The sequence below is a fragment of the Streptomyces changchenzhani genome, assembly GCF_039766235.1.
Taxonomy (GTDB): Bacteria; Actinomycetota; Actinomycetes; order Streptomycetales; family Streptomycetaceae; genus Streptomyces.
Genome location: NZ_JBDHNH010000007.1, coordinates 153,884 through 167,504 on the forward strand (window position 1 = coordinate 153,884; position 13,621 = coordinate 167,504).

The window sequence follows — 13,621 nt, forward strand, 5'->3', positions numbered from 1 at the left end:
GCGCCTGGCACGATGGCAGAGTGACCGCTCCCCTGACGCCGCCTCACCAGCAGCCGCCGAACGACCCCTGGCAGAAGTCCGACGCCGGGACTGTTCCTCCCTTCGAGCCCGCCGTGGACGAGGGGCCCGGCCTCTCGACGGAGGTGGCCAGGGCCGCGTTGGTGGTCGCGGCCCTGACGGTCGCCGGTGTGGCGCTCGGGCTGCTGTGGATGTGGCTGGCCCCCAGGGTGCCGCTGGTCTCCACCGACAAGGCCGTGTTCCTCCAGGACACCGAGGGCGAGGAGGCGGTGGGCGCGGACGGCACGTTCGTCCTGCTGGCGCTCGCGTTCGGCGCGGTGAGCGCTGCCGTCGTGTTCTGGTTCAACCGGCGCGGCGGTGTTCCGCTGGTGGTCGCACTGCTGCTCGGCGGGCTGTTCGGCTCGCTGCTCGCGTGGGGCATCGGCGTCTGGGGCGGCCCGGACGACGTGGTGGCCCGTGCCCGGGAGGTCGGCCAGGGGGTTCCCTTCGACGCGCCGCTCGAACTCGCGGCCAAGGGCGCGCTGCTGGCATGGCCGCTCGCGGCGCTGTTGGTCCATCTGGCGCTGACGGCGCTCTTCGGGCCGAGGGATCCCGAGCCGGAGTGGGAGATGCCGCCCTACTACGGGGCGCCCATGACCGCGCCCGAGCCGCCGGCTGGGTACGGGCCCGGCGCGGGAGGCGCGGGGCCGGTGGCGCCGCCGCAGACGGGTGTGGGGGACGGCGGCCCGGCCTGACCGGTCCGCCGCCGACACTGCTGGGTTCGTCAGGCCGGCCTGCGGCCGTGATTGGCTTTACCCTTTTTGATTCGCCACTTGCGCATACGGGTCTTCTTGGACATGGCGTACCCCTCCCCGGTCGGAAAGCCGTGTTCCCTCGTTCGTAGTCGAGGACGGGGCCGCCGTCGAGGGGCTACGCGCGTCCGATCGGTGCGATCACCGCGTGCGTGAGCGCCGCCAGGTCCGCCGGGGACAGCTCGACCTCCAGGCCACGGCGGCCCGCCGACACACATACCGTCGGGTGCGCCGACGCGGTGGAGTCCAGCACGGTGCGCAGGCGTTTGCGCTGGCCCAGCGGGGAGATGCCGCCTCGGACGTAGCCCGTCGTACGTTCCGCCGCCGCCGGGTCCGCCATCGCCGCGCGCTTGCCGCCGACCGCCGAAGCCAGCGCCTTGAGGTCCAGCGAGCCGGCGACCGGGACGACCGCCACGGTCAGCTCGCCGTCCACGTCGGCGACCAGCGTCTTGAAGACGCGGTCCGCCGGGACGCCCAGGGCCCGCGCGGCCTCCTCGCCGTACGACGGGGACGCGGGGTCGTGCTCGTACACGTGCAGGGTGTACGCGGTGTTCGCCGCGGCCAGCGCCACGGTCGCGGGGGTGCCCGCCGACTTCTTCTTCTTCTTCGCCAAGGCGGCTGCGCCTCCGGGATCAGTTGGGGCTGGTCGGGTTCCTGGTCAGGTCCACGGCGGGCAGCGACGGGAGGTGGCGGATCACGGCCGTCTCGGTGCGCAGGATCTTCAGCTCCTCGCGCAGCCGGGTGGCCGCGTCCGGCGCCTGGAGCAGGCGCTGGCGCGCCGGGATGTCCAGCACCGTGGCCGCGGCGACCAGGTACGACACCACCGAGGGCTCGTCCGGCAGCTCCGCGCCGCTCGCGAGTGAGCGCTCCCGCGCCCCCGCCAGCCGCTTCTGGTAGTTGCGGAAGGCCCGCAGCACACCCTCGGCGAGGGTGCCCGCGCCCTCGCCGAGCTCCTCGGGCAGCTCCTCGACCTCGGCCGTCAGATACGGGCCGCTCGCGTCGACGGAGAGCAGCTTCACCCGGGTCGTTCCGGTGGCGAGGACCTCGTAGCTGCCGTCCTCGCGTTCGCGGATCGTCGCCGCGTCCGCGACGCAGCCGACCTGGTGGAAGGCCTGCAGCGGGTCGGGCCCGAAGCCCGCGCCGGGCCCGCGCTCGGGCACCGCCGTCGGGTCGGGCATGCCGGGGGCGCTGGGAGCGACCTCGCGGCCGTCGCGGATGGCGACCACGACGAAGCGGCGAGGCTCGTCCTCGTCGTCGTCGTCCCCCGAGTCCGTGGTCTTCGACAGGTCGCGCATCATGGCGCGATAACGCTCCTCGAAGACGTTCAGCGGCAGTACGAGGCCGGGGAACAGCACCGAGTTGAGCGGGAAGAGGGGGAGACGAGCGGTGGTCACAACGCTCAAGCGTAATGGCCGTCGGACCTGATCCTGCGTGCCGTCCTGCGCGAAGGACGCAAAGGCGTCGTCAGAGCGACCTGTATTCGTGCGGTGTCGCGCAGTTCCAGGAACTGCGCGAGCGCGTCCTCGCTCAGATAGGCCCAGGGAAACGAGGTCGCGTGGGGCCCTATCAGCCGGAACTGCTCCAGCGCTTCGGCCCACCGCCCCCGGCTGATCAGCATGTACGCGAGAAGGTTGCGGACCTCGGCCGGCCAGGGATCGCCCGCCGCGTACTGGGCGGAGAGCGCGATGGCGCAGTCGGCCGCGGCGTCGATCCGCTCGTACGCCACCACCGTCCCGCCACCGCTCAGCAGGTGCGCGAACGCGGCCCGGACCGGGAGGGCCTGCACCAGCGAACCGGGCAGCGCGTCCGCGGCCGCCTGCTCGGCGAAGTCGAAGCACTCGCGGTGTGAGCCGTACCACTGGGCGGACAGGTACTGGAGCGCCGCGGCATGGCAGCCGTAGTGGTGCGAGGAACGGCTCACGGCCTCCCCCCACAGCTCCCCGAAGGCGGAGTACGAGGCGTGCGTGCCCCGCGCGTGGTCGAGGGCGATGCGCCACGGCACCGGATCGCGCGCGGAGCCCTGCGCCGCGGCGTCGATCAGCGGGCCGACCTCGCGCAGCCGCTCGGCGCGGGCCGGCGACTCCCAGGCCCTGCGCACGGCGAGCTCCGCCTTGACGAGCAGGGCGTCGGGGTCGCGCGGCGAGGCCGCCAGCCACTGGTCGAGCCAGTCCTGGCGGTTGTACGCGAAGGTGGCCAGGCGGATGGTGTAGCGGTCGCGGTTCTCCCACTCGGCCGCCTCCCGGGTGCCGGCCAGCAGCTTCGCCGCGGGCCCGTAGTCGCCGAGGGCCGCCGCGACGAGAGTGGGCCCCATTCGGTCGTCGGGGACGTCGAGCAGCACCTCGTCGTCCGACGGCAGGCCCGCGGCGAGCTCCGGAGTGTTGCGGATCATGCGCGCGGTGCTGATCAGTGCGCGAAGGAGAGGCATGGTGTGAACCATTGAAAACCGCAGGTGGGAGGCGCGCCAGAGGGGGCCTGTGAAGCTTTCGTATCGACGAGAAGGTTGTGCGGATCGAAGTCAAGGGATGGCAAAGATGCGCGGGGATCGGCCGCCTCTCGCCTCGCGGAGCGTCAATTCCGGCGCAGCAGCCGCGAGGCGCCCGCCGCGATCGTCGTGGCCAGGATCCAGCCGAGCAGGACAAGTCCGGCCCCGATCCACTGCCAGCCACCCCTCAGCACCCAGTACCCCTCCTGCCCCAGATTGATCACCGGCAGCAGCAGGTCGAGGGCGAAGAGGGACGGGTTCCACTTGGGGTGCTCGGCGTTCTTGAGCGCGTCCGGGTCCAGCTGGGCGAAGGCCACCGCCCCGGCGGCCCACAGCACGGCCATCCACACCGCGGCCCGGCCGGGCCGGTAGCCGTACGCCACGGTCCAGTCCTGGAGGAGGCCCCACAGCTTCCCGGCGACCGGCAGCGTCTCGCGGCGTCTGCGCTGCTTGGCGAGGAGCACCTCGCGGGCGTCGGCGTCCTCGCCGCTGTTGCGCAGCACGGCGGCGAGTCGCTCGTACGGCTCCGGGGCGTACTCCGGTGTCGCGGCCGTCACCCACTCCAGCCGCAGCGCGAGCGGGAACTGGCCGCGCGGAACGAGGTTGTCGTAACTGAAGCCGTTCATCGTCAGCCCGCCGGGCCCCGGCCAGCTGGCCGCCCTGTCCACCAGGTTGCCGACCTTCGCGCCGGACAGCACCACCTTGCCGTGCTCGGGTCGCTCCCCGAGGAAGCGCAGCTCGGGGACCTGGATCCGGCGCATCGACAGCTCCTGGCCGATCGACATGAGGAACCGGGCGCCCTCCATGTCCACCGCGTCACCGAACCGCCCGTCGTCGAGCCTGATGCCGCCCTCGCACGCGAAGTGCTGGACGCGGGTGCCGTGGAGCGGGGTGTTCGAGATGCCGTACGGGGGAGTGGCGCCCAGGGGCACGCTCCGGGGGCCGAGGCCGGCGGCGGTCAGGTAGAGGGTGCGCTCCACGGTCAGCTGCGGTGCGTTCAGCGCGCGGCGCCCGGCCGGGGTGTAGGGGGCGCGCAGCCGGCTGCCGCGCAGGCTCAGCGAGACGCCGACCTTCGCGCCGCGCAGGCTGAACTCGCCGTGCGACTCGATCATCTCGGCCTGCAGGTCCTGGGCGACGAACAGGCCGTCCGCGGAGATCGAGCGGCCCTTGCGGTCCTGGTGCACGACGATCTGGCTGATCAGCAGGTCCGTGCCGATCTGGGCGTCGGTGAGCCGGATGCCGCCGGGCACCTGGCAGCGCGGTAAGTGCAGGTCACCCCGGGTGCGCAGGCGGGCGGCCTCCAGCCGCGGTATTGAGCAGCCGACCATCCGCAGCGTGGTGAAGTGGCACTCCGGCAGCTGCACCTCCTTCTCGAAGCGGCACCTGTTCAGCTCGACGTACGGCTCGACCCGGCCGCCCGCCAGATTGAGGGTGCCGGTGATCTGTACGCCGTTGAGCTTGAGGGAGGCGACCCGGCCCGGCGTCGCGGAAGGACCGCTGAGCAGCAGCAGCGCCACCACACGGGCGCGCACACTGCGCTCGGGGGACCAGGACCTGGCGGCCATCGGATCGTCCAGGACGGGATTGCGGGTGCTCAGGTCGTACGTGATGCCGTTGCGGAAGGCCTGCCACATGCCGAGCTCCGACGCGCTGAGCCAGTCGGGCGCTTCGACGTCGCTCTGCGGCTCGGTCAAGTGCCACCCCTCTCCCGTATTCGTACACCTGATCCCTACCTTGGTTCTTCCCTCTGAGTGACCGGCTGAACGCCAGGGGTCATGAACGAGTTCTGGGGTCTGTATCAGCCAGTGATACAGGCGTCCGGTGGCGCGAGGCGGTCTGAGAGAATTGACCGCGTGATCTCTCGAATCGATCTGCGCGGTGACGCCCTCCCCGAGGGCGCCGACCTGCGCGGCCTGCTGCCCCGTGCCGAGTTCGACGTGGAAGCCGCCCTGGAGAAGGTGCGGCCGATCTGCGAGGACGTCCATCATCGGGGCACGGCGGCGCTGATCGACTACGCGGAGAAGTTCGACGGCGTGAAGCTGGAGCGGGTGCGGGTTCCCGCGCAGGCGCTCAGTGACGCGCTCGCCGAGCTCGACCCCGTCGTACGGGCGGCCCTGGAGGAATCGATCAGGCGGGCCCGCCTGGTCCACCGCGAGCAGCGCCGCACCACGCACACCACCCAGGTCGTCCCGGGCGGCACGGTCACCGAGAAGTGGGTGCCCGTCGACCGCGTCGGGCTCTATGCGCCGGGCGGCCGGTCCGTCTACCCCTCCTCCGTGATCATGAACGTGGTGCCCGCGCAGGAGGCGGGCGTCCCGTCCATCGCGCTGGCCTCCCCGCCGCAGGCCGCCTTCGCCGGACTGCCGCACCCCACGATCCTGGCGGCCTGCGCGCTGCTCGGCATCGACGAGGTGTACGCGGCGGGCGGCGCCCAGGCCGTGGCGATGTTCGCGTACGGCACCTCGGGCCCCGACGGCTGCGCCCCTGCCAACATGGTCACCGGGCCCGGCAACATCTGGGTCGCCGCGGCCAAGCGCTACTTCACCGGGCGCATCGGCATCGACACCGAGGCGGGCCCGACCGAGATCGCGGTCCTCGCGGACGACACCGCCGACCCGGTGCACATCGCCGCCGACCTGATCAGCCAGGCCGAGCACGACCCGCTCGCCGCCGCCGTCCTGGTCACCGACTCCGTCGCACTGGCCGACGCCGTCGAGAAGGAGCTGGCCCCGCAGGTGGCCGCGAGCAAGCACCGCGCGGACCGGATCGGACCGGCGCTGGCGGGCAGGCAGTCCGCGATCGTGCTGGTCGACGGGCTCGACGAGGGCCTGCGCGTCGTGAACGCGTACGGCGCGGAGCACCTGGAGATCCAGACGGCCGACGCCGCCGCCGTCGCCGACCGGGTGCGCAACGCCGGTGCGATCTTCGTCGGCCCGTGGTCGCCGGTCTCCCTCGGCGACTACTGCGCGGGCTCCAACCACGTCCTGCCGACCGGCGGCTGCGCCTGCCACTCCTCGGGCCTGTCCGTCCAGTCCTTCCTGCGCGGCATCCACATCGTGGACTACACCCGCGACGCCCTCGCGGACGTCGCGCACCACGTGGTGACCCTGGCGGAGGCCGAGGACCTGCCCGCGCACGGCGCCGCCGTGAAGGCGCGCTTCGACGGATGGAAGGTGCCGCAGCGATGACCCGTAGCACCCCTGTCACCGGCAGCACCCGCGTCACCCGTATTGACGATCTGCCCGTCCGGGACGAGCTGCGCGGCAAGTCCCCCTACGGGGCGCCCCAGCTCGACGTACCGGTGCGGTTGAACACCAACGAGAATCCCTACCCGCTGCCCGAGGCGCTCGTCGAGCGGATCGCCGAGCGTGTCCGCGATGCCGCCCGCACGCTCAACCGCTACCCGGACCGGGACGCCGTCGAGCTGCGCACCGAGCTGGCCCGCTACCTCACCCGCACCGCCGGGCACGAGGTCGCCACGGCCAACATCTGGGCGGCCAACGGCTCCAACGAGGTCATCCAGCAGCTGCTGCAGACCTTCGGCGGACCCGGCAGGACCGCCATCGGCTTCGAGCCCTCGTACTCGATGCACGCCCTCATCTCCCGGGGCACCGGCACCGGCTGGATCTCCGGGCCGCGCGGGGAGGACTTCACCATCGACGTGGCGGCGGCCCGCGAAGCCATCGCCGAGCACCGGCCCGACGTCGTCTTCATCACCTCGCCCAACAACCCCACGGGCACAGCCGTCGAGTCCGACACCGTCCTCGCGCTGTACGAGGCGGCGCAGGCGCTCAAGCCGACGCTGGTCGTCGTCGACGAGGCGTACGCCGAATTCAGCCACCACCCCTCCCTGCTGCCGCTGATCGAGGGCCGCCCGACGCTGGTCCTCTCGCGCACCATGTCCAAGGCGTTCGGCGCCGCGGGCCTGCGCCTGGGCTACCTGGCCGCCGATCCCGCGGTGGTCGACGCCGTACAGCTGGTGCGCCTGCCGTACCACCTGTCGTCCGTCACCCAGGCCACCGCGCTCGCCGCCCTCGAACACACCGATACCCTGCTCGGGTACGTCGAGCAGCTCAAGACCGAGCGGGACCGCCTGGTCACCGAGTTGCGCGCGATGGGCTGCGAGGTCACGGACTCGGACGCGAACTTCGTGCAGTTCGGGCGCTTCGACGATGCCCACACGGCATGGCAGCGGATCCTCGACCAGGGCGTCCTGGTCCGTGACAACGGCGTACCGGGCCGACTGCGGGTCACCGCCGGCACCCCGGCCGAGAACGACGCGTTCCTCGATGCGGTTCGCGAAATGATGAAGGAGCAGAGCGCATGAGCCGCGTAGGACGTGTGGGACGCGTGGAGCGCACCACCAAGGAGACTTCGGTCGTCGTCGAGCTCAACCTCGACGGCACCGGCAAGGTCGATGTGTCGACAGGCGTCGGCTTCTACGACCACATGCTCGACCAGCTCGGCCGCCACGGCCTCTTCGACCTCACGGTGAAGACCGACGGCGATCTGCACATCGACTCGCACCACACCATCGAGGACACCGCGCTGGCGATCGGCGCCGCCTTCAAGCAGGCGCTCGGCGACAAGGTCGGCATCTACCGCTTCGGCAGCTGCACGGTGCCGCTCGACGAGTCGCTCGCCCAGGTCACCGTGGACCTCTCGGGTCGCCCGTATCTCGTGCACACCGAGCCGGAGAACATGGCGCCGATGATCGGCGAGTACGACACGACGATGACCCGGCACATCCTGGAGTCCTTCGTCGCGCAGGCCCAGATCGCGCTGCACGTGCACGTCCCGTACGGGCGTAACGCGCACCACATCGTGGAGTGCCAGTTCAAGGCCCTGGCCCGCGCCCTGCGCTACGCGTGCGAGCACGACCCGCGCGCCGCCGGCATCCTCCCGTCGACCAAGGGCGCACTGTGACCGGCCTGAACACCATCCTCATCGTCGTCGGACTCTTCCTCCTCGGCGGTGTGTACTCCTTCTGGAAGCAGCAGCTGCCCAAGGGCGTCATCGTGCTCCTCGGCCTCGGCGCCGTGATGTGCCTGGCCGCCGGCATCATGCGGATCCAAGGACTCTGGGGATGAGCGAAGCGAAGAAAGTCGTCGTCTTCGACTACGGATTCGGCAATGTCCGCTCCGCCGAGCGGGCCCTCGCCCGCGTCGGCGCGGACGTCGAGATCACCCGCGACTTCGACCGCGCCATGAACGCCGACGGCCTCCTTGTCCCCGGCGTCGGCGCCTTCTCGGCCTGCATGAAGGGCCTCAAGGACGCCCGCGGCGACTGGATCGTCGGCCGCAGGCTGGCCGGCGGCCGTCCCGTCATGGGCATCTGCGTCGGCATGCAAATCCTCTTCGAGCGCGGCATCGAGCACGGCGTGGAGACTGCGGGCCTCGACGAGTGGCCCGGCACGGTCGGCCCGCTCCAGGCACCGATCGTCCCGCACATGGGGTGGAACACCGTCGAGGCCGCCAAGGACAGCGAGCTCTTCGCCGGCCTCGACGCCGAAGCGCGCTTCTACTTCGTGCACTCCTACGCCGTGCACGACTGGAGCCTGGAAGTCACCAACGCCAAGATCCGCGTCCCCAGGGTCACCTGGGCCACGCACGGCGAGCGCTTCGTGGCGGCCGTCGAGAACGGGGCGCTGTGGGCGACGCAGTTCCACCCCGAGAAGTCCGGCGACGCCGGCGCCCAGCTGCTGACCAACTGGATCGGAACCCTCTGATGCCCTCCGCGAAGCTTGAACTCCTCCCCGCCGTCGACGTCCGCGATGGCCAGGCCGTGCGCCTCGTCCACGGCGAGTCCGGCTCCGAGACGTCGTACGGCGACCCGCTCCAGGCCGCCCTCGCCTGGCAGCGCTCCGGCGCCGAGTGGCTGCACCTCGTCGACCTTGACGCTGCCTTCGGCACCGGCGACAACCGGGCCCGGATCGCCGAGGTCGCCCGCTCCATGGACATCAAGGTCGAGCTGTCCGGCGGCATCCGCGACGACGCCTCACTCGCCGCGGCCCTCGCCACCGGCTGCCGCCGCGTCAACCTCGGCACGGCCGCGCTGGAGACCCCGGAGTGGGTCGCCAAGGTCATCGCCGAGCACGGCGACAAGATCGCCGTCGGCCTGGACGTACGCGGCACGACCCTGCGCGGCCGGGGCTGGACCCGCGACGGCGGCGACCTCTTCGAGACACTCGCCCGCCTCGACGCCGAGGGCTGCGCGCGCTACGTCGTCACCGACATCGCCAAGGATGGCACGCTCCAGGGCCCCAACCTGGAGCTCCTGAAGAACGTCTGCGCCGCCACCGACAAGCCCGTCGTCGCCTCCGGCGGCGTCTCCTCGCTCGACGACCTGCGGGCGATCGCCGCGCTGGTGCCGGACGGCGTGGAGGGTGCGATCGTGGGCAAGGCGCTGTACGCGAAGGCGTTCACCCTCGAAGAAGCGCTGGAGGCTGTGTCCTCATGACCGAAGTACGCCGTGTGTCGTCCGGTGCCCCGTGGGAGGAGGCCTTCGGCTACTCGCGCGCGGTGGCGCTGCCCAACGGTCTTGTCCTGGTGTCCGGCTGTACGTCGACCGCCGACGGCCGGATCGCCGAAGGCACGCCCTACGAGCAGACGATCATCGCGTTCGGCGTTGCCGTCGCCGCCCTCGAAGAGCTCGGCCTCGGCCGGCAGGACGTGGTGCGCACCCGGATGTACCTGACCCACGCCCGGGACGTGGACGATGTCGGCCGCGCCCACAAGGAGCTGTTCGACGACGTCCGCCCGGCCGCCTCAATGATCATTGTCTCCGGCTTCGTGGACCCCACCCAGGTCGTCGAGGTCGAGGTCGAAGCCTTCCGAGGAGCACCCGAGTCATGACCCTCGCGATCCGAGTCATCCCCTGCCTGGACGTCGACAACGGCCGGGTCGTCAAGGGCGTCAACTTCCAGAATCTCCGCGACGCCGGCGACCCGGTGGAGATGGCCAAGCTGTACGACGCCGAGGGCGCCGACGAGCTGACCTTCCTCGACATCACCGCGTCCTCGGGCAACCGCGAGACCACGTACGACGTGGTGCGCCGCACCGCCGAGCAGGTCTTCATCCCGCTGACCGTCGGCGGCGGCGTCCGCACCACCGAGGACGTCGACAAGCTGCTGCGGGCCGGCGCCGACAAGGTTGGCGTCAACACCGCAGCCATCGCCCGCCCCGAGCTGATCCGCGAGATCGCGGAGCGCTTCGGGCGCCAGGTGCTCGTCCTGTCGGTGGACGCGCGCCGCACCCCGTCAGGCACCTTCGAGGTCACCACGCACGGTGGCCGCGAGTCGGCCGGCATCGACGCCGTCGAGTGGGCGCACCGGGCCGCCGAGCTCGGCGCCGGTGAGATCCTGCTCAACTCGATGGACGCCGACGGCACCAAGGACGGCTACGACACCGAGATGATCGCGGCGGTACGCGCCCACGTCACCGTCCCGGTGATCGCGAGCGGCGGCGCCGGCAAGCTCGACCACTTCGCGCCGGCCGTCGCGGCGGGCGCGGACGCGGTACTGGCCGCCTCCGTCTTCCACTTCGGCGACCTGCGGATCTCCGAGGTCAAGAACACTCTGCGGGAGGCGGGCCACCCGGTCAGGTAGCCCGTATCGGGTGGCGCGGCCCGGCCGCGCCACCCGCCTCCACATGGCAGAGCTATGAATGACCGAGCTTGGTCTCGTGCAGGCGGGTCACCGCTTCCTTGTCGCCCTCCAGCTCCACCCGCGCCGCGTCCTGCCGACCGTAGGCGAAGAGCACCAGCTCACCGGGCTCGCCGGTGACCGTCACCACCGGCGTGCCCCGGTGCGCCACCGCCGTCTGCCCGTCCGGGCGGCGCAGCACCACACCCACCGGCGCCTTGCGGCCCAGCACCCGGGACATCCTCTCGATCCGGCTCCACAGGGCGTTCGCGAAGACCACGTCGAGCTCGCGGGGCGTCCAGTCGGGCTGCGCCCGCCTGACGTCCTCGGCGTGGACGTAGAACTCGACGGTGTTGGCCGCCTCGTCCAGCTGCTTGAGGGAGTACAGCGACATTCTCGGCGGGCCCGTACGGATGAGCTGGATCAGCTCCTCGTACGGCTTCGCGGCGAACTCGGCCTGCACCCGCTCCAGCCGGCTCTTCAGAGCCCCCAGCAGTATTCCGCCCGCCGCATCCGGGCGGCGCTCACGCACCACGACATGGGCGGCGAGCTCTCGGGTCTTCCAGCCGTCGCACAGAGTGAGGGCGTCGGGTCCCGCCGCCTCCAACAGGTCGGCGAGCAGAAGTCGTTCACGCTTGGCATGGGTCGACATAAGGGCCAGCGTACGGCGCGCCGCCGTTCACTGCCACGGCGCCGCGCGGCCGATGTCCCCGCAGTGCCCGGTCCGGGCGTCCAGAGACCGGACAGCGTGTCCACCGCCGCCCGCCCGCGCGGCACAATGGGACCCATGACCAGCGCGCCCCGCCCCAGCAGCCTCGCCCCCGCCCTCGCCGCCCGCCTCAAGCGCAGCGCCGACGGACTGGTTCCGGCCATCGCCCAGCAGTACGACACCGGCGAGGTGCTGATGCTCGGCTGGATGGACGACGAGGCCCTGCACCGCACCCTCACGACGGGGCGCTGCACCTACTGGAGCCGCAGCCGCCAGGAGTACTGGGTCAAGGGCGACACCTCCGGGCACGTCCAGCACGTCAAGTCCGTCGCCCTGGACTGCGACGCCGACACGGTCCTCGTCCGGGTCGACCAGGTCGGCGCCGCCTGCCACACCGGCGCACGCACCTGTTTCGACGCAGATGTCCTGCCTCTCGGACAGGGGCCCGAGCTGTCTTCCGGACGGCCTTTCGGCCAGTAGGGTCTGCGCTCATGGACCTGGAGACCTTCCGCAAGCTTGCCGTCGACCGTCGTGTCATCCCCGTCAGCCGCAGACTGCTCGCGGACGGCGACACCCCTGTCGGGCTCTACCGCAAGCTCGCCGCGGAGCGCCCCGGCACGTTCCTGCTTGAGTCCGCGGAGAACGGCCGCTCCTGGTCCCGCTACTCCTTCGTCGGCGTACGCAGCGCCGCGACCCTCACCGCGCGTGACGGCCGGGCGCACTGGCTCGGTACCCCGCCCGTCGGCGTGCCGCTGGAGGGCGACCCGCTGGACGCGCTGCGCGCCACTGTCGAGACCCTGCACACCCCGCACGACCTGGGGGACGAGCTGCCGCCGTTCACCGGCGGCATGGTCGGCTACCTCGGATACGACGTCGTACGCCGCCTGGAGAAGATCGGCGACCACACCCGCGACGACCTGCGTCTGCCCGAGCTGACGATGCTGCTCACCTCGGACCTCGCCGTCCTGGACCACCGCTCGGGCACCGTCCTGCTGATCGCCAACGCGATCAACCACAACGACCTCGACACGGGCGTCGACGAGGCCTACGCCGACGCCGTCGCACGCCTCGACGCGATGCAGGCCGACCTGGCGCAGGCGACCGCATCCGAGCCCACCGCGCTGCCGCCGTCCGAGCTCCCGCCGTACACCGAGCAGTGGGGCGGCGCGGCCTACCAGGCCGTCGTGGAGGACATCAAGGAGCGCATCCGGGCGGGCGAGGCCTTCCAGGTCGTCCCCTCCCAGCGCTTCGAGACCCCGTGCACCGCGAGCGCGCTGGACGTCTACCGGGTGCTGCGGGCCACCAACCCGTCGCCGTACATGTATCTCTTCCGCTTCGACGGCTTCGACATCGTCGGCTCCAGCCCCGAAGCGCTCGTCAAGGTCGAGAACGGCCGCGCCATGCTGCACCCGATCGCCGGGACCCGGCCGCGCGGCGCGACGCCGCAGGAGGACCAGGACCTCGCCGACGAGCTGCTCGCCGACCCCAAGGAGCGGGCCGAGCACCTGATGCTCGTCGACCTGGGCCGCAACGACCTCGGCCGGGTCTGCGAGCCCGGCAGCGTGGAGGTCGTGGACTTCATGTCCGTCGAGCGCTACAGCCATGTCATGCACATCGTCTCGACCGTGACCGGACGGATCGCGCCGGGCCGCAGCGCCTTCGACGTACTGACCGCGTGCTTCCCCGCCGGGACCCTCTCCGGCGCACCCAAGCCGCGCGCCATGCAGATCATCGAGGAGGTCGAGCCCTCCCGCCGCGGCCTGTACGGCGGCTGCGTCGGCTATCTGGACTTCGCCGGCGACTCCGACACCGCCATCGCCATCCGGACCGCGCTGCTCCGCGACGGCACGGCGTATGTGCAGGCCGGAGCGGGTGTGGTGGCCGACTCCGATCCGGTCGCCGAGGACACCGAGTGCCGCAACAAGGCGGCCGCGGTGCTGCGCGCGGTGCACACGGCGAACCGCCTCGGGGGCTGAACA

Annotated in this window: 16 protein-coding genes; 11 read left to right on the plus strand and 5 right to left on the minus strand. The window is 71.7% G+C overall.

Features of this window, described 5'->3' with window-relative positions:
• The first annotated feature begins 20 nt into the window (after window positions 1–20).
• Window positions 21–752, plus strand: coding sequence for an ABC transporter permease (locus ABCR94_RS22560; RefSeq protein ID WP_347121610.1), 732 nt, complete (start codon window positions 21–23; stop codon window positions 750–752).
• Window positions 753–927: 175 nt separating this feature from the next.
• On the opposite strand, the gene ybaK is transcribed toward ABCR94_RS22560, so the two are convergent.
• The 4 genes from ybaK to ABCR94_RS22580 form a co-directional block, all read right to left on the minus strand.
• On the minus strand, window positions 928–1,422 hold the full coding sequence (gene ybaK, locus ABCR94_RS22565; RefSeq protein WP_347121611.1) for a Cys-tRNA(Pro) deacylase: 495 nt from the start codon (window positions 1,420–1,422) through the stop codon (window positions 928–930).
• Window positions 1,423–1,441: 19 nt separating this feature from the next.
• Window positions 1,442–2,203, minus strand: a complete 762-nt coding sequence (locus ABCR94_RS22570) for an LON peptidase substrate-binding domain-containing protein (RefSeq protein ID WP_347121613.1) — start codon at window positions 2,201–2,203, stop codon at window positions 1,442–1,444.
• A 5-nt stretch (window positions 2,204–2,208) separates the two neighbouring features.
• Complete coding sequence (locus ABCR94_RS22575) at window positions 2,209–3,246, minus strand: hypothetical protein (RefSeq protein ID WP_347121615.1); 1,038 nt, start codon at window positions 3,244–3,246, stop codon at window positions 2,209–2,211.
• Between the two features lie 131 nt (window positions 3,247–3,377).
• Window positions 3,378–4,985 carry an oxidoreductase gene (locus ABCR94_RS22580; protein WP_347121616.1) on the minus strand — a complete coding sequence of 536 codons (1,608 nt, stop codon included), beginning with the start codon at window positions 4,983–4,985 and terminating at the stop codon, window positions 3,378–3,380.
• A gap of 159 nt (window positions 4,986–5,144) precedes the next feature.
• On the opposite strand from ABCR94_RS22580, the gene hisD reads away from it, so the two are divergent.
• Genes hisD through hisF form a run of 8 tightly spaced genes read left to right on the plus strand, consistent with a single transcriptional unit; the run spans window position 5,145 to window position 10,897 of the window.
• Window positions 5,145–6,479: a histidinol dehydrogenase gene (gene hisD, locus ABCR94_RS22585; RefSeq protein WP_347121617.1), complete on the plus strand. Its 1,335-nt coding sequence runs from the start codon at window positions 5,145–5,147 to the stop codon at window positions 6,477–6,479.
• Window positions 6,476–7,618, plus strand: a complete 1,143-nt coding sequence (locus ABCR94_RS22590; RefSeq protein ID WP_347121619.1) for a histidinol-phosphate transaminase — start codon at window positions 6,476–6,478, stop codon at window positions 7,616–7,618. The genes hisD and ABCR94_RS22590 overlap by 4 nt, the downstream gene beginning before the upstream one ends.
• Complete coding sequence (hisB, locus tag ABCR94_RS22595) at window positions 7,615–8,217, plus strand: imidazoleglycerol-phosphate dehydratase HisB (protein WP_347121620.1); 603 nt, start codon at window positions 7,615–7,617, stop codon at window positions 8,215–8,217. Before ABCR94_RS22590 ends, hisB begins: the two co-directional genes overlap by 4 nt.
• The gene (locus tag ABCR94_RS22600; RefSeq protein WP_283516172.1) at window positions 8,214–8,381 is read left to right on the plus strand and encodes a CG2302 family histidine operon protein; all 168 of its coding nucleotides are present in this window, start codon (window positions 8,214–8,216) and stop codon (window positions 8,379–8,381) included. The genes hisB and ABCR94_RS22600 overlap by 4 nt, the downstream gene beginning before the upstream one ends.
• Window positions 8,372–9,019: an imidazole glycerol phosphate synthase subunit HisH gene (hisH, locus tag ABCR94_RS22605; RefSeq protein WP_347122017.1), complete on the plus strand. Its 648-nt coding sequence runs from the start codon at window positions 8,372–8,374 to the stop codon at window positions 9,017–9,019. The genes ABCR94_RS22600 and hisH overlap by 10 nt, the downstream gene beginning before the upstream one ends.
• Entirely contained in the window at window positions 9,019–9,750 is a 732-nt protein-coding gene (priA, locus tag ABCR94_RS22610) for a bifunctional 1-(5-phosphoribosyl)-5-((5-phosphoribosylamino)methylideneamino)imidazole-4-carboxamide isomerase/phosphoribosylanthranilate isomerase PriA (protein WP_347121622.1), read from the plus strand. The genes hisH and priA overlap by 1 nt, the downstream gene beginning before the upstream one ends.
• Complete coding sequence (locus ABCR94_RS22615; protein WP_347121624.1) at window positions 9,747–10,145, plus strand: RidA family protein; 399 nt, start codon at window positions 9,747–9,749, stop codon at window positions 10,143–10,145. Before priA ends, ABCR94_RS22615 begins: the two co-directional genes overlap by 4 nt.
• Entirely contained in the window at window positions 10,142–10,897 is a 756-nt protein-coding gene (gene hisF / locus ABCR94_RS22620) for an imidazole glycerol phosphate synthase subunit HisF (RefSeq protein WP_347121625.1), read from the plus strand. The genes ABCR94_RS22615 and hisF overlap by 4 nt, the downstream gene beginning before the upstream one ends.
• Window positions 10,898–10,949: 52 nt before the next feature.
• Here hisF and ABCR94_RS22625 read toward each other — a convergent pair whose 3' ends face one another.
• A complete protein-coding gene (locus tag ABCR94_RS22625; RefSeq protein WP_347121627.1) occupies window positions 10,950–11,585 on the minus strand; it encodes a TIGR03085 family metal-binding protein in 636 nt (211 codons plus the stop codon).
• 135 nt (window positions 11,586–11,720) lie between these two features.
• Between ABCR94_RS22625 and hisI the strand changes: the two genes are divergently transcribed.
• Window positions 11,721–12,122: a phosphoribosyl-AMP cyclohydrolase gene (gene hisI, locus ABCR94_RS22630; RefSeq protein WP_347121628.1), complete on the plus strand. Its 402-nt coding sequence runs from the start codon at window positions 11,721–11,723 to the stop codon at window positions 12,120–12,122.
• 11 nt (window positions 12,123–12,133) lie between these two features.
• Window positions 12,134–13,618 (plus strand): anthranilate synthase component I, encoded by a 1,485-nt coding sequence (locus tag ABCR94_RS22635; protein ID WP_347121630.1) that lies wholly within the window; start codon window positions 12,134–12,136, stop codon window positions 13,616–13,618.
• Window positions 13,619–13,621: the final 3 nt, after the last annotated feature.